The 22,140-nt window shown below is 62.5% G+C and carries 16 protein-coding genes; 9 read left to right on the top strand and 7 right to left on the bottom strand.

Translation table 11 applies throughout. The features are described from left to right. Positions 1-337: 337 nt before the first annotated feature. Positions 338-3,625: an EAL domain-containing protein gene (locus AACZ17_RS06750; protein WP_339637991.1), complete on the top strand. Its 3,288-nt coding sequence runs from the start codon at positions 338-340 to the stop codon at positions 3,623-3,625. Here AACZ17_RS06750 and AACZ17_RS06755 read toward each other — a convergent pair. Beyond that, positions 3,620-4,591, bottom strand: coding sequence for a calcium/sodium antiporter (locus AACZ17_RS06755; protein ID WP_290742801.1), 972 nt, complete (start codon positions 4,589-4,591; stop codon positions 3,620-3,622). The two genes, AACZ17_RS06750 and AACZ17_RS06755, sit on opposite strands and share 6 nt — an antisense overlap. 250 nt (positions 4,592-4,841) lie before the next feature. Here AACZ17_RS06755 and AACZ17_RS06760 point away from each other — a divergent pair, with 250 nt between their 5' ends. Together AACZ17_RS06760 and AACZ17_RS06765 are read left to right on the top strand one after the other, a co-directional pair. Then, positions 4,842-5,270: a peptidylprolyl isomerase gene (locus tag AACZ17_RS06760; RefSeq protein WP_290742804.1), complete on the top strand. Its 429-nt coding sequence runs from the start codon at positions 4,842-4,844 to the stop codon at positions 5,268-5,270. A 79-nt stretch (positions 5,271-5,349) separates the two neighbouring features. After that, positions 5,350-7,728, top strand: a complete 2,379-nt coding sequence (locus AACZ17_RS06765) for a parallel beta-helix domain-containing protein (RefSeq protein WP_290742807.1) — start codon at positions 5,350-5,352, stop codon at positions 7,726-7,728. Between the two features lie 57 nt (positions 7,729-7,785). On the opposite strand, the gene bfr is transcribed toward AACZ17_RS06765, so the two are convergent. Next, entirely contained in the window at positions 7,786-8,250 is a 465-nt protein-coding gene (bfr, locus tag AACZ17_RS06770) for a bacterioferritin (RefSeq protein WP_290742810.1), read from the bottom strand. A 180-nt stretch (positions 8,251-8,430) separates the two neighbouring features. Here bfr and AACZ17_RS06775 point away from each other — a divergent pair, with 180 nt between their 5' ends. The 3 genes from AACZ17_RS06775 to AACZ17_RS06785 all read left to right on the top strand — a co-directional run bounded on the left by AACZ17_RS06775 (position 8,431) and on the right by AACZ17_RS06785 (position 11,741). Then, the gene (locus AACZ17_RS06775) at positions 8,431-8,643 is read left to right on the top strand and encodes a (2Fe-2S)-binding protein (protein WP_290742813.1); all 213 of its coding nucleotides are present in this window, start codon (positions 8,431-8,433) and stop codon (positions 8,641-8,643) included. A gap of 14 nt (positions 8,644-8,657) precedes the next feature. Next, positions 8,658-10,715 carry a TonB-dependent receptor gene (locus tag AACZ17_RS06780; RefSeq protein ID WP_290742816.1) on the top strand — a complete coding sequence of 686 codons (2,058 nt, stop codon included), beginning with the start codon at positions 8,658-8,660 and terminating at the stop codon, positions 10,713-10,715. Positions 10,716-10,826: 111 nt separating this feature from the next. Then, positions 10,827-11,741 (top strand): transporter, encoded by a 915-nt coding sequence (locus AACZ17_RS06785; protein WP_290742820.1) that lies wholly within the window; start codon positions 10,827-10,829, stop codon positions 11,739-11,741. A gap of 27 nt (positions 11,742-11,768) precedes the next feature. On the opposite strand, the gene AACZ17_RS06790 is transcribed toward AACZ17_RS06785, so the two are convergent. From AACZ17_RS06790 to AACZ17_RS06800, 3 genes are all read right to left on the bottom strand, one after another. Next, a complete protein-coding gene (locus AACZ17_RS06790) occupies positions 11,769-12,626 on the bottom strand; it encodes an SDR family oxidoreductase (protein ID WP_290742823.1) in 858 nt (285 codons plus the stop codon). Between the two features lie 47 nt (positions 12,627-12,673). Further along, positions 12,674-14,452, bottom strand: a complete 1,779-nt coding sequence (locus tag AACZ17_RS06795) for a sodium:proton antiporter (protein ID WP_290742826.1) — start codon at positions 14,450-14,452, stop codon at positions 12,674-12,676. Between the two features lie 61 nt (positions 14,453-14,513). After that, positions 14,514-16,829 (bottom strand): DUF6351 family protein, encoded by a 2,316-nt coding sequence (locus AACZ17_RS06800; protein ID WP_290742829.1) that lies wholly within the window; start codon positions 16,827-16,829, stop codon positions 14,514-14,516. A 202-nt stretch (positions 16,830-17,031) separates the two neighbouring features. Here AACZ17_RS06800 and AACZ17_RS06805 point away from each other — a divergent pair, with 202 nt between their 5' ends. The 3 genes from AACZ17_RS06805 to AACZ17_RS06815 are packed head-to-tail and all read left to right on the top strand — an operon-like array spanning position 17,032 to position 18,847. Continuing rightward, complete coding sequence (locus AACZ17_RS06805; protein ID WP_290742832.1) at positions 17,032-17,601, top strand: lysophospholipid acyltransferase family protein; 570 nt, start codon at positions 17,032-17,034, stop codon at positions 17,599-17,601. Then, positions 17,598-17,837, top strand: coding sequence for a hypothetical protein (locus AACZ17_RS06810; RefSeq protein ID WP_290742835.1), 240 nt, complete (start codon positions 17,598-17,600; stop codon positions 17,835-17,837). Before AACZ17_RS06805 ends, AACZ17_RS06810 begins: the two co-directional genes overlap by 4 nt. After that, a complete protein-coding gene (locus AACZ17_RS06815; RefSeq protein ID WP_290742839.1) occupies positions 17,834-18,847 on the top strand; it encodes an LLM class F420-dependent oxidoreductase in 1,014 nt (337 codons plus the stop codon). The genes AACZ17_RS06810 and AACZ17_RS06815 overlap by 4 nt, the downstream gene beginning before the upstream one ends. 57 nt (positions 18,848-18,904) lie before the next feature. Here AACZ17_RS06815 and AACZ17_RS06820 read toward each other — a convergent pair whose 3' ends face one another. Then, a complete protein-coding gene (locus tag AACZ17_RS06820; RefSeq protein ID WP_290742842.1) occupies positions 18,905-19,666 on the bottom strand; it encodes a glucose 1-dehydrogenase in 762 nt (253 codons plus the stop codon). A gap of 76 nt (positions 19,667-19,742) precedes the next feature. Beyond that, positions 19,743-22,133: a phosphoketolase family protein gene (locus AACZ17_RS06825; RefSeq protein WP_290742845.1), complete on the bottom strand. Its 2,391-nt coding sequence runs from the start codon at positions 22,131-22,133 to the stop codon at positions 19,743-19,745. Positions 22,134-22,140: the final 7 nt, after the last annotated feature.

Below are 22,140 nucleotides of genomic sequence, written 5' to 3' on the forward strand. Positions count from 1 at the left end.
TGAGGCTCCGTAATCGTTATTATCAGCGCTCCGGAGGGGCGCCGGGGTAACCTGCCAACACGGTGTGTTGGATTGCGCAGTGATTGTGTGTTTTCGAAAACCTGCAACCGCAGTTTAACGTTGTCGGTGCCTGCTGCGTCAAGTGCCGCGAGGAGAAATATTCACGCGTGTGTAGGGACTTGACCCGATTTTGCCCACCACCGACAACAGGCTACCGGTGACCGGCGAGGGAAATGCATGAATAACACCAAGAGTGATTGCGAGCCCATTTTCGTCATGCTTACATGGGCGGTATGAAGGTCGATACCGAGAGTCACGCTGCATTGCGGCAAAACACATGAGAGTTGCCAGAAAATACCGCTTTGCCAACCTGGTGCCAGCACTGCTATCCGTCTTCGTGTTGTTTCTGGGTATTGCGCTGACGATCGCCACCTGGCAACAGCACCAGCAGCGAGAGCAGGCGCTGCTGAATGCAGCCTTCAGTGCCGAGGCCCAACGCCTGATTGCCGTGGCCGAAAAGCAGCTGCACAGCTATTCGGTGGTAATGCGTGGACTGCAGGGCTTTTTCCAGGGTTCGGAGAGCGTTGAGTACCCCGAGTTCCTGGCTTACACGCGGGCCCTGAATGCCACCTCCGAGCTGGCCGGCCTGCAGGGAATCGCCTGGGTGCAACTGGTGCGGCGCAGCAATCTGGATAAACACCTGGAGGAGATGGCGGCTCAGCTGCCCGTCGACTACGCCATCCGACCGGAGGGCCCGGGTGAGGTGCTGGCGCCGATCATCTATATAGAGCCATTGGCGGGTGCCAACCTGCGCGCCATCGGCCTTGATATCTACCAGCTTCCGGTGGCCCGCGCCGCCGCAGAGAAAGCCCGGGACCTGGGCGATATCGTCATCACCCGCCCGCTGCAGCTGGTGCAGGACCAGGGTGATGCCCCGGCGACGGCCAGCCCCGAGTCCCCATCCTTTGTGATGTACCTGCCGGTGTACGGTGCCTCGGCCGTGCCGGATACGCTGGCTGAGCGCAGGGCGAGACTTACCGGGTATATCGACGTGCCCTTTCGCGTCAGGGACCTGATCGAGGGGATGGCGAGGGAAATCGACGCCGACCTGGATTTTGACATCTTCGACGGCGACCCGCGCGATCCGGCGAATCGGCTCTACGTGTCAGACACCGTGTCCCATACAGCGCGGGCTGCCGCGGGTGAAGCGCAGGCTGAGCACAGCGTGACGGTGGGTACCCGCAGCTGGACCTTCTACATCAGCTCCACCCCTGCCTTCCGCGCCGCATCGCTGGCGCCGGGAGGGTCCTCGGCGATGTTCGTGGCGGGGGGGGCGGCCAGCCTTGCCCTGGCGCTGCTGGTGCTGGTGATTGCCCGCGGTCGCGACCGCAGCGATCGGCGCGCGGAACGCCTGGCCAGCCTTTACCACGCACTCAGCGAGGTCAACCAGGCCATTGTCCGTATGGACAGCGAAGCGGAGCTGATGCCTCTGGTCTGCAAGGTGGCGGTCCGGTTTGGCGGCTTTACCCTGGCCTGGGTGGGTCGTATTGATACTGCAAGCGGTGCGATTGTCGGTGTGGCCGGAGCAGGGGAGGGGCGGGAATACTTCGACAGCAAGTCGCTCTCCATTGATGCCAACCATCCCGGCGGAGGCGGGTCCATGGCCACTGCCGCGCGAGAGAACCGGCCGGTAATCATCAACGACTACCTCGACTCGTCCTTGACCGAGCCCTGGCACGATCGGGCGCGCGAGTTCGGTTGGCGCTCATCGGCCGCATTTCCGATTCCCCGGGGCGGCAAGCCCTTCGCCGTGTTCAGTGTCTATCATGCCCACTGCGACGTGTTCGACGAGGAGGCAACGGCCCTGCTGCGTGAGATGAGCGCAGATATCAGTTTCGCCCTGGACAACTTTGACCGGGAGGAACAGCGCACGCGCTACGAGAAGGCGGTGCGGGAAAGCGAGTCGCTGCTGTCCACCATTCTTGAGAACGTGGGTGCCTGCATCTACCTGAAGGATCTCGAGGGCAAGTACCTGTTCGTGAATCGGCAGGTGCTTGCCACCTGGGGGGTGGAGCGCGAGGACATTATCGGTCAGGGTGACGAGCGCCTGTTTGAAGGCGACAGCGTCGCGCGGATTCGCGAGAACGACCGCAAGGTGCTCTCGACGGGTATCGTCGAGGAGCGTGAAGAGGTGGAGACCATCCGCAGCAGCGGCAAGACCTCTGTGTTCTGGTCGGTGAAAATCCCGCTGTACGATGCCGAAGGCAAGGTTTACGCCCTCTGTGGGATTTCCACCGATATCACAGAGCATCGCGACAATCGGGACCGGATCCGTTTCCTCAGCCATTACGACACGCTCACCGGCCTGCCCAACCGGGAGTTGCTGCACGAGCGGACGCGCCTGGCGGTGACTGCCGCAGCCGCGAGTGGTACGCCGCTGGCACTGCTCTATATCGATCTGGACCGTTTCCAGCTGATCAACGAATCGCTGGGGCTCGCGGTGGGGGATGCCGTGCTCACCGCGCTGTCCAGCCGCCTGAGCGCCGAGCTGAACCTGGAGTCCACCCTGAGCCGCATGGGGGGAGACGAGTTTTTCCTGCTGCTTCCCGGCGTTGGAGAGGCAGGCGCGGCCGAGGTGGCGGAACGCCTGCTCAGTCGTATCGCCGAGCCCCTGCAGCTGGAGGCGCAACGGCTCAGCGTTACGGCGAGCATTGGCATCGCCTGCTTCCCGGAGCACGGCCGTGACCTCGACCAGCTGACGCAGGCGGCAGACGCCGCGCTCTCGCGGGCCAAGCTCGCCGGGCGCAATGTGTTCTGCGTCTTCGAAGACGAGATGCGCGTGCATGCCAATGAAACGCTGCAGATCGAGAACCAGCTCAGGGAAGCCCTCGTCAGGGGCGACCTGAGCCTGCACTACCAGCCGCAGGTCAGCCTGTCGACCGGGGAGATCACCGGTGTTGAGGCCCTGATCCGCTGGCAGCACCCGGAGCTGGGTTTCGTGCCGCCGTCACGGTTTATTCCCATTGCCGAAGAGAGCGGGCTGATTCTGGATATCGGCAGCTGGGTGTTGCGTACCGCCATAGCCCAGCAGGCGCTGTGGCAGGCAGCGGGTTTGCCCGTTGGACCCGTCGCTGTGAACCTGTCCGCGATGCAGATCTACCGCGAGGACTTCGCGGAGATGGTGAGCCAGATGCTCGCCGACGCCGGCGTGCCGGCGCAACTGCTGGACCTCGAGCTCACCGAGCGTATTGCCATGGAAAGTTCCGGCAAGACACTGGCAACCCTGGGCGATCTGCATCGACGCGGCGTTGTGCTGTCGATCGATGATTTCGGCACCGGCTATTCCTCATTGAGTTATCTCAAGCGCTATCCGGTGCAGAAGCTGAAAATCGACAAGAGTTTTGTCGACGGGGTGGCCGAGGATGCCGAAGACCAGGCTATCGCGCTGGCCATTATCGGCGTAGCTCGCGGACTGGGATTTCGCACCATCGCCGAGGGCGTGGAAACGGAAGCGCAGTGGCAGTTCCTCAAGGACAACGGCTGTGACGAGTTTCAGGGCTATTACTTCAGCAAGCCGCTGCCGGCTGCGGATTTCGAGGCCCTGCTGCGCGAGCTCACCTCATGAGCCGCTGGTGACCAGCACCCAACTGGTATAGCCGACGAAGCACAGGATAAGCAGTGCGCCCTCCAGCCGGTTGATGCGGCCGGGTCCGCGGCGTCGATACCCCATCACACATAACAGCAGCGCCAGGGCCCCCATGCTCAGTACGTCCCGGCCCAGCACCTCCGGGGGCACGTCGATCTCGGCAATGCCGCCCGCGATGCCCACCACCGCCAGCGTGTTGAACAGGTTGGAACCGATCACGTTGCCCAGCGCGATGTCGCTCTCACCCTTGCGCGCGGCAATCACCGAGGACGCCAGCTCGGGAAGCGAGGTGCCGACCGCCACGATGGTGAGTCCGATGACCAGATCGCTGACCCCCAGGCCCTCCGCAATCAGCACCGCGCCCCACACCAGCAGGCGCGAGGCGGCAACCAGGAGCAGCAGGCCGGCGAGCAGCCAGAACAGCGCACGGCCCAGCGGCATGTGCTGCTGGGTGGACGCGTGCTCCGCAGTGACCTCAATGGCCAGCGTGTCGCGGTCGCCCCGCAGGCCCTGTTGGATAGACCAGCCCATCAGCAGAAGGAACACGCCAAGCAGCAGAAATGCCTCGAGGTGGGTGATGACACCATCGACCACCTGCCAGGCGGCCAGCGCCGTGACCGCGAGCAGTATCGGCAGCTCCTTGCGCAGGATCTGCGAGTGCACGGCCAGGGGGCTGAGCACGGCGGTGACGCCGATGATCAGTGCAATGTTGGTGATGTTGGAACCGTAGGCATTGCCCAGTGCCAGGCCCGGGTTGCCCTGGCTGGATGCGATGGCGGAGACCACCATCTCGGGTGCCGAGGTCCCGAAACCTATGATGACCATGCCGATCAGCAGGGGCGGTACGTTGAAATGCCACGCCGTTGCGGCTGCGCCCGACACAAAACGGTCGGCGCTCCAGACCAGCAACACCAGGCCCACAAGTACGGCTCCCAACGCGATCATGAGTCAGCTCCTGCAAAAACGGTTGTACCGGGCTTGCGCCGGTGGTCGTGAGCAAGATACTGATCTGCCGGGCCCCTCGCCAGTGCGCCGCGGCACCACTATTACCGTTTCGCCCCTGTCGCGGGCCCTGCGGCAGGTTTTCAGTGCTGTCGGTTTACATCCCTGGCACAGCCGTTAAACTGGAGGACTCGCGAGTTACTGCGCCAGGCATTGCGTAGTTTCCCTTCCCCTACGCAATCAGGAGCACAGCATGAGCGCAGCCAAAGCAGGCGACAACGTCAGCATTCATTACACCGGTACGCTGGACGACGGCACCGTATTCGACAGCAGTGATGGCCGCGACCCACTGCAGTTCGAAGTGGGGTCCGGGCAGATCATCCCCGGCCTGGACCGGGCCATCGAGGGTATGGCCGTCGGTGATAAAAAGCAGGTCAACGTGCCGGCAGACGAGGCCTACGGCCAGCCCGCCGCCGAGGCCCGGCAGGAAGTCGCCCGGTCGCAGATCCCCGAGCATATTCCGTTGGAACCGGGCCTGCAGTTGCAGATGCAAACCCCCGATGGTCAGGCGATCCCGGTGCGTGTCGCCGAGGTCAGTGACGAGGTGGTCGTGCTGGATGCCAATCATCCGCTGGCCGGAAAAGACCTCACCTTTGACATCGAACTGGTGGCGATCGCCTGAGGCGGCTTTGTGATTTATCCCGCCTGTGGTAAATAAGCAGGCGGAACCCCTCTTCTAAGGATAATAAACCGGGAGCATCATGAAGACACTCGCCAGAAACTCTGTTCTGTCCGCTGTGCTGTTGTTCGGGTTGGCGTCACTGACAGCCTGCTCGGATGGCGGTGATTCCGCCGCGCCGCCTCCACCTGATGTGACACCCGAGGAAGTGCCGGACCCCGACCTGGTCGTCATCGAGCCCGGCGAAGATTTTCAGCGGCGGTTGATAGAAGCCTTTATCAACGTTGAACCCGGGCAGACCATCGAATTGCCTGCGGGAGAATTCGCGCTGGATGCGCAGCTGTCGCTGGATGTCGACAATGTCACGGTCCGCGGCCAGGGCCACGGTGAAACCCTGCTCGATTTCGGCAGCCAGGTGTCGGGTGGCGAGAGTATCCTGGTCACCAGCAACAATGTGGTGTTGGAAGATTTCGCGGTGATCGACGCACCGTCGGATGGCATCAAGTTCAAATTCTCCAACGGTGTGACACTGCGTTCGGTGCGCGTGGAGTGGACCTGCGGTGCCTGCGAGAGCAACGGTGCCTACGGACTGTACCCGGTACAGACCAAGAACGTGCTGATAGAAGACTGTGTGGTCATCGGCGCCAGTGACGCAGGAATCTATGTCGGCCAGTCAGACAAGATCATCGTGCGCCGCAACAACGTCTCCCTGAACGTGGCGGGCATTGAGATCGAGAACTCCACGGACTCGGATGTGTACGACAACGTCGCGGAGAACAATACCGGTGGCATTCTGGTATTCGACCTGCCGAACCTGTCCGTCGACGGTGCGCGCGCGCGGATTTTCGACAATACCATTCGCGACAACAACACCCCCAATTTTGCGCCAGCGGGCAATATCGTGGGTGTGGTGCCGGCGGGCACCGGCATACTCGCCATGGCGTTTGACGATGTGGAGATTTTTGGTAACCGCATTGAAAACAATCAGTCCATGGCGGTGGCCATCGTCAGCTACGACATCAGCGGCCTGACCACCAACGATGTCCGCTACGACCCGGACCCGCGCCGCATACACGTGCACGACAACCTGTACTCCAACAATGCCTACGCCCCTGCAGACCTGGCGGCGGATGTTGCCGGGCTGTTCGCAGCCTTTGATGGGCTACCCGAGGTGGTCTATGACGGGCTGGGTGAAGCGGAGGGTGCGTTCGCGGATGCCGACCGTATCTGTGTTTCCGAAAAAGCCTCGGTCCGTCTTGGCGTTGTGTTCCAGCCCGGCGGCGGTGGCCCCAGCGTGGATCCCGCCTTCTTTGATTGCGCGCATGCGTCACTGACCGCGGTAGTACTGGACACGCCGGAAGAGATTGCAGAGGGCGAGCGCCCACTCACCGAGGAAGAGATTGCGGCCCTGTGCACCCCCGAGGGTAGCGACCCCAATTTCGATGCGGCGGAGGTCAGCTGCCGGGAGCTTGCCGGTTACAACCTGTTTGCGGACGCGCTGGAACCACGCTCAGCCGCCAACGACGGTATCGGCTACGAGCTGACCAGCGCACTGTTTACCGACTATGCCAGCAAGTACCGCTTTATCTACGTGCCAGACGGCCTGCAAGCCGCCTACAACAGTCAGAACGTATTCGATTTTCCGGTGGGCACTATCATCGCCAAGACCTTCGCCATGCCCAACGACTTTCTGAATCCTGCGGCGGGGGAGGAGGTTATCGAAACCCGTCTGCTGATCCATCGTCGGGATGGCTGGGCAACACTGCCCTATATCTGGCGCGAGGATGGCAGTGGCGCAGACCTGGCGGTGGCAGGAGGCCGCCGTTCGCTGGAGTGGATTCACAGTGACGGCAGCACGCGCAGTACCGAGTACGTGATTCCCGATGCCAACAGCTGCAAGACCTGCCACGGCGTGACCCGGGCGGAGACCGGCAGTGGCGTGAATACGGAGACCGTCAACCTGCCTATCGGCCCCAAGGCACGGTTCCTCAACCGCGAGCGTCTGTACGATGGCGCACTGAAGAACCAGTTATCGCATATGGCGGATGCAGGGGTGCTGGTTGGTTTGCCAGCTGACCTGGCGACGATCGACACGGCGCCTGACTGGGAAGACGTCAGCAAGCCCCTGGAGTCGCGGGTGAAGGCCTATCTGGACATCAACTGCGCCCATTGCCACAGCCCCGGTGGTTTTGCCAGCAACTCTGGCATGTTCACCGAGTTCTGGCGTGAAGTGAATGCCACCTACGGTGTCTGCAAGCCACCCGTTGCTGCCGGGGCAGGCTCAGGTGGCCTGCAGTACGCGCTTGTGCCGGGCGATGCCGATGCGTCCATCACCGTGTTTCGCATGAATTCCAATGAGCCCAATGTGCGCATGCCGGAAATCGGCCGCAGCATCATCCATGACGAGGCCGTGGGACTGGTGCGTGACTGGCTGAACAGCCTGAGCGGCGGCTGCGACTGAGTGCGCAGCGCGCGGTAGCGCGGGCCCGCCCCAGAGAATGGGGCGGGCTTTTTCGTTCTAGATCATGGATTGCTGGTAGTTCTGTATGCCGACGCGCTCGATCAGCTCGAGTTGCGTCTCCAGCCAGTCGACGTGCTCCTCTTCGCTCCTCAGGATCTCCGAGAACAGGTCGCGGGTACCAAAATCGGAAACCGATTCACAGTGCACGATGGCCTCGCGCAACAGCGGAATGGCCAGTTCTTCCTGCTTCATGTCGCATTGCAGGATTTCTGCAACGTTTTCACCGATGTACAGTTTGCCAAGGTCCTGCAGGTTGGGCAGCCCCTCGAGGAACAGAATACGCTTGATCAGCAGATCCGCGTGCTTCATTTCATCGATGGATTCCTCGTATTCTTTCTCGTTGAGCTTGTTCAGCCCCCAGTTCTCGAACATTCTGGCGTGCAGGAAATACTGATTGATGGCCGTGAGTTCGTTTTTCAGTGCCTGGTTCAGGAAGGCAATGACCTGCTTGTCACCTTTCACGCTCTGCTCCTTGTGTGGTGGTGTTCTCCCACAGTGTAGTCAATTGGGCGCCGGGAGACCACGGATACCGGCCGTCAAGCGCGGTGAGCGATTTCTGTGTTCGAGACTGACAATTAATACCACACGCAATTGACAATGATTCGCATTCGTCTACACTGGGTGCAGTCAGGAGGTTATTGCATGTTTATTTGTCTCTGTCGCGGAGTGACCGACTCCGCCATCCGTGCCGAGGTCCAGCAGGGCGCTGTCCGCTATGAAGACATTCAGGCGCGCCTGGAGGTGGGTACATGCTGCGGCACCTGCAAAGACAGCGCTGAAGAAGTGATAGCCGAGACGGTCGCTGAATCCCTTTTCTTTGAACTCAAGCCCACATCGGAAACCGCCTGGGCCTGATCCTGGAGTAACCTATGAATACCATGCCCTCGCGCCCACCGAAACGGGTGCTCGCCCTTGCTGTTGCCGCCATTTTGCTGCCATCCAGCCTTGCCGCGCAGGAGGGGGGTGAGTTCCCCATGCCGGTGATCGAGGTTATCGGCAAAAGCGACGATGCCGTGTCGCGGCAGACGGGTTCGGTAGTGCTGATCGACCGGGAGGCTCTGGAACTGATCCAGCCATTGTCCACGGATGACGCATTGCGCCGTGTCGCCGGCATCAACACGGCAACAGAAGACGAAACGGCAATCGTTGCCAATCTGGGAATTCGCGGGTTGTCGGCCAGCGAGTCAAAATCGCTGATTCTTGAGGACGGCGTGCCTGTGGCCCCCGGTCTGTTTATCGGCAACGAGCGGTATTTCAACCCCCGTATCCAGCGTGTCGAGCGCATCGAAGTGCTGAAAGGGTCTGCGTCCCTGCGCTATGGCCCCTCCACCATCGGTGGCGTGGTGAACTACCAGACGAAGACGCCGGACGACGGTGTCCTGCTGTCGGGCCGACTTGGTTCCTTCGACACCCGCGAAGCCTCTCTGGAGGCGGGTGGCCGCAGCGCCTCTGGCGATGCCTTCGCCGGGCTTGTGGCGACCCGCGCAGAGAGCGACGGCTTCATGGACAAGGACTATGAAATGACGGACATTCTCGTCAAGTCCGGCATGGCGCTCAGCGACAGCCAGGAAGTGGGTGTGAAGTTCTCCTGGTACGAGAATGACGCCAACATCTCCTACCGCGGCCTGTTGCTCGGTGACTACGAGGCCGGTGCGACCTACAACCCGGCGCCGGATGACTACTTCCTGACCGATCGTGTGGCCTTCGACCTAAATCATGCCTGGCGCATCAACGATAACGCCAGGCTGCAAACCGTCGCCTACTGGAGCGAGGTGTCGCGGGATTACTGGCGCTACAACGTCGACGACGAGGCCTCCAACGAGGCGGGTCGCTGGGTTTATACCGACACCCTCACCGGCAACAACCGGTCCTTTGAACGGCTTGGGCTGGAAACACGCCTGCAGCTGGATCACCAGCTTTTCGGCCTGGAAAATGCCGCCGAAATCGGTTTCCGGGTGATGAGCGAGGAGTCGGACGACACGCGCATACGCGCCACTCGGGACGCCGACCGCACCGGCATCAATGACCGGCATCGTGTGGACAGCGCGGACAGCATCGCAGCGCATGTGCAGAATCGCATGGAGCTGACTGATCGGCTGGCGGTCACCCCGGGGCTGCGAATCGAGTCCTATGAGCAGAAGCGCCGGGTGCTCACCGAAAACAACGCCTCGGCAAAAACTTCCAACACTGAGCTCCTGCCCGGGATCGGCGCAACCTTCGAACTGACCCCCACGGCCCAGCTCTACGGTGGCCTCTACCGCGCGTTCTCACCGGCGGCAAATGGCGTGGCGCTGGACGGCCTCACGGACCAGAATCTGGACGGCGAACGCTCGAACAACTATGAGGTCGGCATTCGTGGCTTGCGGGGCAAGCTGAGCTATGAAGTCGCAGCGTTCTATATGGATTTCGACAACCAGGTGGTCACCGGCAACAGCGATCCCAACCTGTCCCAGTCCAATGCCGGCGAAACCTTGCATAAAGGCATGGAACTGATCCTCGGCTATGAGTTGGGCGCGGGCTTCAGCGTGGATGCCAACGCGACCTGGGTGCCTGAGTCGGATTTCCAGACCGGGGAATTTGAGGGCAACAGGCTGCCCTATGCGCCAGAGCACCTGGCCAATCTGGCGCTCAGCTACCACGAGGGCCAGTGGAACGCCGCGCTGACCGCCCACTACCGCGGCTCGCAGTTCGGTGATGCAAGCAACCAGGTTGCTATCCCCGACGACGCTGCCGGCGGTATCTGGGGTGGCAAGATGCCCTCCTATACGCTGCTGGATTTCTTGGCTGAGTATGAGTTCAGCAGCAGCCTGACGGTGTTCGGTGCGGTGAAAAACCTGACAGATGAACGCTATATCACCGGGCTGCGCCAGGGTATCTACGTGGGTCCAGAGCGCTCCTTTGAAATTGGCGCGCGCTTCCGCCTCTGATACCAGGTCCCCCGGCCGGGGTGCAGGCTCTGTCCGGTGGTACTTGCCACCTTCACTGTTGTAACCTCTCCGCTGTAGCATGGCCAGGCATGACACAGCGGGGAGGATGGCGTGGCGCGAACAACCGGGAAAGCCGTTGCACTCCTGCTCCTGCTGATGTCAGTGAGCCTGAGGCCATTGGCGCAGGAGCTTTCTCCCCGCGCCTACTGGCCCGCACCACAGGGCACGCAGATCGGTGCCCTCGGGTTTGCGCATACCCGGGGCGACACCATTCCCGATCCTTCGCTGCCGATTGCCGGCCTCAACTCGTCTATCACCACGGCACAGCTCAGTGTTCGCCAGACCTTCTCCCTCGCGGGGCGCACCGCGACCTTTGTGGTGGATGCGCCCTACGCCAGCGGCCGCTCCTCGGCAGATGTCGACGGGTTGGGCAAGGTGTCTCGCGACTATGATGGCCTCGGAGACGTCGCGGCAACGCTGTCGCTCAACTTTGTCGGTGCGCCCGCCATGGATCGTGAGGCCTTTGCCGAGATGCTGCGAGCGCCACGCCCCCTGCTGGGCGGCAGCCTGCGCATTGTGGCACCCACGGGCCGCTACGACCCCGAGCGGCTGCTGAATGTGGGCGCCAACCGCTGGGCAACCAAGCTGGAGCTGGGTTACATCCTGCCTCTCGGAAACCAGTGGATATGGGAGATTGAGGCGGGCGGCTGGTGGTTTCAGGACAACGACAACTTTCTGGGCTTGCGGCGGGAGCAGGCCGCGCTGTACTCGGTCGAGACGCATCTCGTGCGCCAGATCCATCCGGGACTTTGGGTATCGCTGGATGCGAACTTCTATCGCGGAGGACGTAGCACGCTGGGCGGCCGGCGCCTGGATAACCTGCAGCGCGACAGTAAAGCGGGATTTACCCTGGTGTTCCCCTTCAACCGGCGCAATGCGTTCAAACTGGCCTACGAGCAGGGCTCCCTCAACGACAGCGATGAAAGCTTTCGCGCCTACTCGCTCAGCTATCTGCGCACCTTCTAGCCGGTGCGCTCCGAAAGTCGGCCCGTATCAGATGGGGTAGGTGAATCCGGTACAGTCTTCCGTATACGCCCACAGCTTAGCCGCGGCCGCGTCGTCCCTGGCCCAGGGACGCGGACGCACCCGTTTGCAGTTGGCAAAATACTCACCGCTGGTGTCTGCGACGTCATCGCTTGTGCACAGATACACAGATGTCTCGGCACCCTTGTCCGGGGAGCGGAAAAATATCTTCATGATCGCGGGCGCAATGTTCTTCAGGAAGCCGTCGTTCTGCTGACCCAGTGAGGTGGCTACCGCGCCGGGGTGCAGGGCGTTGACCGTGATCGGCTGCCCCTCGAGACGCTGTGCCAGGGTTCGGGTGAACAGAATGTTCGCCAGCTTGGAGCGGCCATACTCGCGAAACGCCTTGTAGTTCTTCTCCGCCTGCATGTCATCGAAATTCATACCGCGGACAAACGCGTGCGCGGCAGACGCAACGTTGACGATGCGTGCGCTGGGCGCTTCCGCCAATGCGGGCAGCAGCAGGCCCGTGAGCAGGAAGGGCGCAAAGTGGTTCACCGCCAGCGTCTCTTCGTAGCCGTCCACCGTCGTCTTGCGGCTGGTATTCATCAGGCCCGCGTTGTTGAGCAGAATGTCTATTGGTCGCCCCTGGGACAGGCAGGTTTCGCTCGCGGCGCGCACGCTGGCCAGGCTTGCCATGTCAATCTGTACCACGCTGGGCTCAGCCCCGCCCGCTGCGACGATCTCCCGGCTGAGCGCCGCACCCTTTTCCAGATTGCGGCACAGCAGCGTAAGTACCGCTCCCTTGCCGGCGAGGGTGAGAGCGGCGCTGCGGCCTATGCCCGCCGTGGGGCCGGTGATGGCGATGTGCTTATTATTGATATCCATGGTGTGCTCTTCCCTCGTTGAGTGGCGTAGCCGGATGCAGCGCGCTGCTAGCTTTCTGCGGACCATACCAGGGCCAGCAGCTTGCCCTCGGCGAGCTCTCCCACGGGGGCGTCGTCGTTGATGACGCGCAGCTTGCCGTCAGTGGTCAGCGTGAACAGCGGGATCATGCTGGTGCCGTTCTTGTCTTTGTAAGCCGCCAGGTCAAACTCTTCATTGAGGTTGATGGCCCGTATCTCTGCGCCACGCGCCAGCAGGCTGGCCAGTTTCTGGTAGGTGACTTCGCTGCCAAAGAGACGCGGCGCGCGGAACTCATCCGCGGGGCGTTCTCGCTCGCTGACCTCACGCTCTTCCGCGTTGCGCAGGCTGAACACCTTCTTCGGGCCGAATTCACCGCGGTATTTCAGGCAGGCGAGCGTATTCCAGCGTGCGCGCCGCGACATGGCGAAGAGTCGCCCGATGCCCACGAGTTCCAGATACTGGTCGGCGTGCGAAGAAATCGGGTCGCCGTAATAGGTTTCCAGCCCTGCCATACGCGCGCTGCGGATCTCTTCATAGGAGGTATCTGCGAGTTTGACCCGGAAACCCTGCCGCACCAGCGCCTGAGCCACAGCCCGGGCCACGGCATTTGCGCCGACGATGAGCACGCCGTTCGGCTCCGCTTCGGCGAGGCCCAGCGCGCGGGTCGCGGCGCCGGCGGTGAGGCTCTGCAGCACCACCGTGGCGATGATCACCAGGAAGGTGTAGGCCACCAGATCCGAGGCGCCCGGGTAGTCGATACCCTCGAGCCGCAGCGCAAACAGTGAGGAGACAGCGGCGGCAACGATGCCGCGCGGTGCCACCCAGCTCAGCAACGCCTTCTGGCGCCAGCTGTAGTTGCCGCCGAGCGCGGACGCCCACACCACAACCGGCCGCGCCAGCAGCACTACCAGCAGGACGATCACGCCGTTCCAGCCGGTGGCGAGAATATCCTGGGGATCGACCCGCGCGCCCAGCACAATGAACAGCACCGAGATAATCAGCACCGACAGGCTTTCCTTGAAGCTGAGTATTTCACTCACGCCCACGTCTTTCATATTGCCCAGCCAGATGCCCATCACGGTCACTGTCAGCAGCCCGGATTCGTGGGCGATGAAGTCACTGCCGGCGAACATCATGATCACCCAGGCCAGGGTGACGACGTTGATGAGGTATTCCGGAACCCAGTGTTTCCGCAGCACGAAACCCAGGCTGAGGGCGCCGATCAAACCCGCCACCAGGCCGACACCGATGCTCTGGGCGAACACGACCCACGAATCCGCGCCGGTAAGGATGTACTGAAAGACCAGAACGGCAAGCAGCGCGCCCACCGGGTCAATCAGAATGCCCTCCCAGCGCAGCACCTGGCTCACCTCTGGTTTTGCGCGCATGGTGCGCAACAGCGGGTTGATCACAGTCGGGCCGGTGACCACGACGAGCGCCGCAAACAGCAGCGCAACAGGGAGGGAGAAGTCGGCCAGCATCCAGCAGCCGGCCGCCATCAGCCCCCAGTTCAACAGGGCACCCCAGCTCACCAGGTTGGTGACTACGCGTCCGTGGCCCCTGAGGTCACGGAACTTCAGCGTCATGCCACCTTCGAACAGCACCAGTGCGACCCCGAGGGACACCATGGGGAAGAGCAGGTCGCCGAACTGTTCATCGGGTCGCAGCAGGCCGGTGACGGGACCGGCGATGATGCCCAGCACCAGCAGGGCGAGGATCGAGGGCTGCTTCAGTCGCCAGGACAGCCACTGGGCCCCCACGCCCAGCACCAGCACGGCGGCGATGATATACAGCAGATTCTGATCCACGCGAGACTCCCTTCGGTATGCGATGTTGGCCCAGCATACCGCACTTGGTGGGGTCCGCGCGCTAGTCCATCACGCCGGGCTGGCTGTAGTCGCAGACGCCATCGGGGAAGATGGCCTGCAGCTTCGCAAACTCCTCGGTAGACGGTACCCAACTGCCGTAGAGCCCCGCCTCAATTGCGTCGTCCAGTGGTTGCAGTGCGCAGCGGAATACGTCGCCTGTGATCGGCGCACCAGCGACGATGCGCGATGTGCTGTACGGTGGAAAGCGCTCGGTGCAGCTACCGACGGGTCGGTCATTCAGGATTCCGTCCCAAACCGTCTCTCCGCTGGCGATCAGTTCACCATCGCTGGCAAAGCAACTGTCCACCGCAGCGGCCGGACGGTTGGCGCCCACCGGGCTATCCGGGTTGGCGCGTATGTTGGCCATCCACTCGTCGAGAACGGCAAAGGCCTGCATGGTGTTGTCGTGGTCGCTGCCGTCCGGGTTTCTGTCGATGAACCAGATCACCTGGTTGGAGGCGTCGCCGTCGTGGTTCAGGAGGCGTTGACGGGTGACGAAGGACTGGATGGTGTTGTGCATGTCCAGTTCGTCTTCCAGATAGTGGCGCAGGTCGATAAACGGAATTTCGGCTTCCCCGCGCTGCACCATGCCCGAGTCGAAAGCGGCCCGGATCGCGCCCGGGTCCGCGCGTTTGCGCGCCGCCGGTGTGTCATCGGTTGCGGTGGTGGCATTGCGCCAACTCCAGGGGTCGATCTGGTTCGGGTATAGCGGCTCATCGTCGTCCAAGGCAAAGCACAGGTCGATGATGAAGGGGCAGCCCTCCTGCACCATGTCCGGTTCATTCTTCCAGCTGCCGATGTTCCAGTTCAGATCGATGAATTCGTCAGGGGTGATGTTGCCGTCAAGCAGTGCCTGCAGACCGTATTGCACGCCGACGTTGTCCCAGGTGGTGGCGGCAAAGCCGTCTTCGGCGCGACCGTAGATGTTGATCACGTCAGCGAAGTGCGTCCACTCCACCTCGGCCTGCTGCTCGGGCGTAATGCCGGGAGCCTCGCCGAAGTGAGGGTTCAGCGCCAGCGGTGAGAGGCCACGCCAGGAGGCCGTGCACTCACTGGAACCCTGGGGCACCCAGGGCGTGAGCCCGAAACTGACGACGTCGTTCGGTACCTCGTTATTCGCGTTCAGGCCTATCAGCCAGCTGCGGTTGTTCCAGTCCGCCCACTTGCCGCCCGGGTCATCGCGCAGTTGCAGGTCGATCCAGCGTTCAATCAGCTCGCAGTCCCCGATGTGTATGGTTTGCGTCACCATGTCTGAATAGGAGTACTGGGGAACCCCGGCGTCTATCAGCCCGGGGTGATTCTGGGCATAGACGTATTGCTGGATGCCGCCGCCGGAGCCGCCGACGCCAACGGTGTAGTCGGGCGCGCCGTAGGCCGAAACGAAGCGGCTTTTGACCATGATGGCGGTCTCGCCGCCGAGTTCGAGGTTGTAGTGCGTTCCTGTTTTGGTGCCCGTGGAATAGGCCACCGCGTAGCCGGCGGCCAGGCCGTCCGTGTACAGAGCCCGGCTGCGGCTGGGGCTGCCCTGGTAATGGCCAATGGCGACGCCACCTTGAAAGTAGTAGATAAGCCGCTGGTTCCAGACGCTCAGGTCGGGTCCGTCTTCCTCCCCGGGCGCCGGGGAGAGCACCGCAATCGAGTAGAGGAAGCGATTCAGGCTGCCGCGTTCCCAGCGCACGATAAAGTCGACATCGCGGTCATCAATGGTGGTGGTTGTGGCGATGTCGGCGGGACGTTCACCGTTTTCCGGGTAGTCCATCCAGGCGCCACCCTCGCTCAGGTATTTGTAGCTGACCACCGTCTCCACGCTGCAGTTTTCATCGATCACCGGACCCAGTTCCAGATCCGCCAGATGGCGGTCAATGGCACAGAAAAAAGGCGTCTGTTGCGGCCCGGAGAATATCGGCCCGCTCGCGGGATGATTGACCAGGGTGACACTGGCAGCGGTGACATTGCCTGCGCTGCTGCTGACCTCCAGTGCGTTGTCACCCACCACCAGGCCGGCAACCCGGCCCTCCAGGCCGTGCCCGTTGCTGCGGGCTGAAAACTGCTCACTGATATCCTCGCCTTCCAGCATCACCACGACGCTCTCCAGTGGCAGTGCTTCAGGTACCTCGATACCGACCCGCGCCTCTCCGCCGCTGACCATCTCGGGTGGGCTGGACAGCACCGAGACGGCGAACGCGCCCAGCAGTTCAGGTTCTCCGCCGTTCCCGTGGTCGGTGCCATCGCTGCAGCCTGTCAGCAGCAATGCCAGCGTGAAAAAGAGGGTGTACAGAGCGCCGCGTTGGCGCGGCGCTGAAACCGGGAGCTGCATCATATTCTCCTTATTTTGCCTGTGCAGACTTAACAGACTAGCTGCTCCCGCTGCGGCTGCCAGCGGCTTGGTCCAACTATCTGGACGACCCCTTCGGAAATGCCGCAAGTCTGCTAGACTCCGCATTCACGAAAAAGCCTGCTGCCATGTGGCGCCAACTGACCGGGCCCCAACCCGCAACCACTCTGGGAGTGCCAGATACATGAAGCAGACAATCGCTCGCTGGTTATTGCGTGCAGCGGGCTGGAGCCTGGAGGGCGCTCGCCCGGCGCATGCGCGCTATGTCCTGATCGCGGCGCCCCACACCTCCAACTGGGACTTTCCGCTGATGCTGCTGTACGCCGCTGCATTCGACATCAAGGTGCGCTGGATGGGCAAGCACAGCCTCTTTGCCTGGCCCGTTGGGTGGCTCATGCGCCGCCTCGGCGGCATGCCCATTGTCAGGCATCGCGCCGGGAATCTGGTGGCTGCCATGGTTGCGGCCTTCGAACAGGCAGACCAGCTGGTGCTGGTGGTGCCGACGGAGGGCACGCGTGACCGCACCGACTACTGGAAATCGGGTTTCTACCACATCGCTCGCCAGGCCAAGGTACCCATCGTGCCCTCCTTTCTGGATTTCTCCCGCAAACGGGGAGGGTTTGGGGCCGGGCTGTCGACCACCGGCAGCGTGGTAGCCGACATGCAGTATTTCCGCGACTTCTATGCCGGTATGGCCGGCAAGTTCCCGGCCAATTCAGGGCCGATACGGCTGCGGGAAGAAGCAGGCGAATGACGCCGGCCATCGGGTCTTCTCCCTGGCGCTATGCGATCGGGGCGCGGCACTACGACATGCTGGCTGACGGTGTTAATGTCGCCCTTGAGCAGTTGGGCAAGGCCGTTGCCCTGAACCCGGAGCGGTCCTGCCTGTCAGGGCGACATCCCAATACGGGCGTGGAACCGCTGCCTGGCCCGCGGGTAGACACCGACTGCGTTGAGAGCATGATTCTGACGATAGAGGTCTCACAATGAGTTCACTGAAACTGGGTCTGCAACTGGGCTACTGGGGCGCGCAGCCGCCGCCGGATTTTGTCGGTATGGCACAGGAGGCGGAGCGCCTCGGTTTTGATTCCGTGTGGACGGCGGAGTCCTGGGGTAATGACTGCTTTACACCGCTGGCCTGGGTGGGCGCACACACCTCCCGCATCCGCCTCGGAACCGCGATCGCGCAGCTCTCTGCGCGTACGCCGGCGTCCTGCGCGATGGCGGCGCTGGCGCTGGATCACATGTCCGGTGGACGCATGATGCTTGGCCTCGGTGTGTCCGGGCCGCAGGTGGTTGAGGGGTGGTATGGGCAGCCTTATAGCAAGCCTTTGGCCCGCACCCGCGAATACGTCAGCATCATCCGCAAGATCCTGCGTCGCGAGGAGCCCGTGTCCAACGATGGCGAGCATTATCCGCTGCCCTATCACGGCCCCAATGCCTGGGGGCAGGGCAAGCCGCTGAAGTCGATCACCCACCCCCTGCGTGCCGACCTGCCTATTTTCATCGGCGCCGAGGGGCCCAAGAACGTGACGCAGACCGCGGAAATCGCCGATGGCTGGTTGCCGCTGTACTACTCACCCTGGCGCCATGAGGTCTACGAAAGCCAGCTGGTAGCGGCGAAGCCTGGCTTCGAAATTGCCCCCATGGTGATGGTCAATATCAACGATGACCTGCAAGCGGCCTTGCGCCCGGTCAAGGCGATGCTCGGTTTCTACGTGGGCGGCATGGGCTCCAAGACCAACAATTTCCACAAGGACCTGATGGCGCGACTCGGCTTTCCGGATGAGGCGGACCAGATTCAGGAGCTGTTCTTTGCCGGTGAGCGTGAGAAGGCGATCGATATGGTGCCGGACACCTTTGCCGACGAGATCGCGCTGTGCGGCCCGCTGGACCGCATACGTGAACGGCTGCAGGACTGGAAGCGCTCACCGGTAACCACCATGCTGGTCAATGGTGACCGCGAGTTCCTGCGCCAGATGGCTGAACTGGTGCTTTGATTGGGAGGCCAGAGAGGCACTGGCTGCAGGCTGGGTGGCCAGGGCGCCGCCTTACCTTCACAACACCATATAGCCGCCGTCAGTTACCAGAGTATGCCCGGTGGTGAAGCTCGACAGGTCGCTGGCGAGGTAGAGCACGGGCCCGACGATTTCCTCGGTTTCAGCCACCCGTTTCTGCAATGATGCCGCAATAGCCCCGTCCAGATAGCCGGGGATATTCGCTGCACTGTCGAACAGGTCGGAGTGGTAGCTGCCGGGCGCCAGGCTGTTGACCCGTATGCCCTTGCCGGCCCATTCCGCAGCCATCACTTTGGTCAGTGCGTCGAGCGCCGCCTTCGTGGCGGCGTAAAAGCCCTGCAATGCGGAGGGCTTCAGGCCGCCGACGGAGATCACGTTGATCACCGAGCCGCCGCCGTGCTCTGCCATTCTGGGAGCCATTCTTGATGCCAGGTACCAGGGTCCCTTGGTGTTGACATCAAACAGCTTCTGGAACAGGTCCGGCTGCAGGTCGGAAAGCTCGCCAATCATCGGGTTCATACCGGCGTTGTTGATCAGAATATCCACGCGACCGAAGGTTTCGTAGGCGGCCTCAATGACCCTGTCGAGGTCCTCAGTGCGACCCATGTGTGCCGACAGCGCCAGCGCCTTGCGCCCCTTGGCGCGCAGTTCATCGGCAACGGTCTCACAGTTTTCCAGTCGCCGGCTGACAACGATGATGTCGGCACCGGCGTCGGCGAGGCCATGGCACATGGCCTTGCCGAGGCCGCGACTGCCGCCGGTTACGAGTGCGACCTTGCCGGTCAGATCAATCTTCTGCATGGTTCGAAGTCCTCGTTGCAAACCAGGGGAGCAACTCCCTCGTTGAGCCGTATCGGTCCTGAGCGGTCTCGCAATGTTACCCGCCGGCACCCCAGCGCCAGTCGCGGATCTCGGGTTTGTCGACACCGTGTTCATAGGCGTAGGCCTGGCAGTCGAGCTGTAGCTCGCGCATCTTCTGCCGCACATGGGCGCCCGCCACCAGCAGGCCGGGCACGCGGTTGATCACGTCGATCACCAGGCTGAATCGATCAATTTCATTCTTGATGGCGAGGTCCAGCGGTGTGTTGATGCTGCCCTTTTCCTTGTAGCCGCGCACATGGAGGTGGGCGTGATTACTGCGCTTGTAGGCCAGCCGGTGGATCAGCCACGGGTAGCCGTGGAAATTGAAGATGATCGGCTTGTCCACCGTGAACAGGCTGTCGAAGTCGCGGTCCGAGAGGCCGTGGGGGTGTTCCTGGGGCGACGTCAGGGTGAACAGGTCCACCACATTGATGAAGCGGATTTTCAATGCGGGGAAATGTTCCCGCAACAGTTCAACGGCCGCCAGCGCCTCCTGCGTTGTCACATCCCCGCAACCGGCCAGCACCACATCGGGCTCCCCGCCCTGGTCGTTACTGGCCCAGTCCCAGATGCCAATGCCTTGGGTGCAGTGGCGAATTGCCGCAGGCATGTCCAGATACTGCAGGTGCTGCTGTTTGTCGGCCACAATCACGTTGATGTCGTTGCGGCTGCGCAGGCAGTGGTCGGCCACGCTGAGCAGGGTGTTGGCGTCCGGCGGCAGGTACACGCGCACAACGCTGGGGCTCTTGTTCACCACGAGATCGAGGAAGCCGGGGTCCTGGTGGGTGAAGCCATTGTGATCCTGGCGCCAGACGGTCGAGGTGATCAACAGGTTCAGGGATGAGATGGGCGCCCGCCAATCGATATCCTCCGCGCCGTCCAGCCACTTCGCGTGCTGGTTGAACATGGAGTCGATTACGTGCACGAAAGCCTCGTAGGTTGACAGGAAACCATGCCGTCCGGTCAACAGGTAGCCTTCCAGCCAGCCCTCCAGCGTGTGTTCGGACAGCAGTTCCATAACGCGGCCATCGGCGGCCAGCTCGCCGCCGTCCTCATCCCCGGGCAGACGGTCTGCCATCCAGGTTTTCTTGCTGGCTTCATACACCGCGTGCAGCTTGTTGGATGAGGTTTCATCCGGCCCGAACACGCGGAAATTCTCCGGGTTGGCGCGCAGGATATCGCGCAGCAGCTCGCCCAGCGGGAACGTGTTGCCGGCAACGTTTGCGCCGGGCTGCGGTACCGCAACGGCGTAGTCGCGGAAGTCGGGCAGCTGCAGGGCCTTGCGCAACAGCCCGCCGTTGGCGTGGGGGTTGGCGCTCATGCGGCGGTTCCCCTGCGGCGCGAGCGCCCGCAGCTCGCTGTTCAGCCGACCCTCGGCGTCAAACAGCTCATCGGGCCGGTAGCTGCGCAGCCAGTCTTCCAGCTTTTGTAGTTGCCCGGCATCCTCGCGCACTTTCGCCAGGGGTACCTGATGCGAGCGCCAGCTGCCTTCAATGGCGTGGCCATCGACGGTTTTCGGGCCGGTCCACCCTTTCGGGCTGCGCAGTACAATCATCGGCCAGCGCGGGCGTTCGGGGGCAGACGTTGTCGAGCCCCGCGCCTCCGCCTGAATGCGGTGTATGTCCATCACGCAGTGCTCCAGCGCCGCGGCCATCGCCCGGTGCATCAGCTCGGGGTCGTCGCCCTCCACAAACAGCGGGGACCAGCCATACCCCCGGAACAGTGCATCGAGTTCCTCGTGCGATATGCGCGCCAGCACGGTGGGGTTGTTGATCTTGTATCCATTCAGGTGCAGCACGGGAAGCACCGCGCCATCGCGGCGCGGGTTGAGAAACTTGTTGGAGTGCCAGGCGGCGGCCAGTGGGCCGGTTTCGGCCTCGCCGTCACCCACCATCACCGCAACCAGCAGGTCGGGGTTGTCGAAAGCCGCACCGAAGGCATGCGAGAGGCTGTAGCCCAGCTCGCCGCCCTCGTGAATCGATCCCGGGGTCTCTGGCGTGCAATGGCTGCCGATGCCGCCGGGGAAGGAGAAATCGCGGAAGAACTGCAGCAGGCCGGCGCTGTTTTCTCCCTTGTGCGGGTAGACTTCCGAGTAGGTGCCCTCCAGGTACACCGGTGCCAGCACACCGGGTGCGCCGTGGCCCGGCCCTGCCAGGTAAATGGCGTTGAGATCGTGTTTGCCGATGAGCCGGTTCAGGTGCACGTACAGGAAACTCAAGCCCGGGCTGCTACCCCAGTGCCCGAGCAGGCGCTCCTTGATGTGCTCAGGCTGGAGTGGCTCGCGCAGCAGCGGGTTATCGCGCAGGTAGATCATGCCTGCCGCGAGGTAGTTGCAGGCGCGCCAGTAGGCGTCTATCCGGCGCAGTTCGTCGGCCTCCAGAGGCGATGGGTTCGCGGGCCTGTCCATAAGTCGC

Source organism: uncultured Haliea sp. (genome assembly GCF_963973825.1).
In the GTDB taxonomy this organism is placed as follows: domain Bacteria; phylum Pseudomonadota; class Gammaproteobacteria; order Pseudomonadales; family Halieaceae; genus Haliea.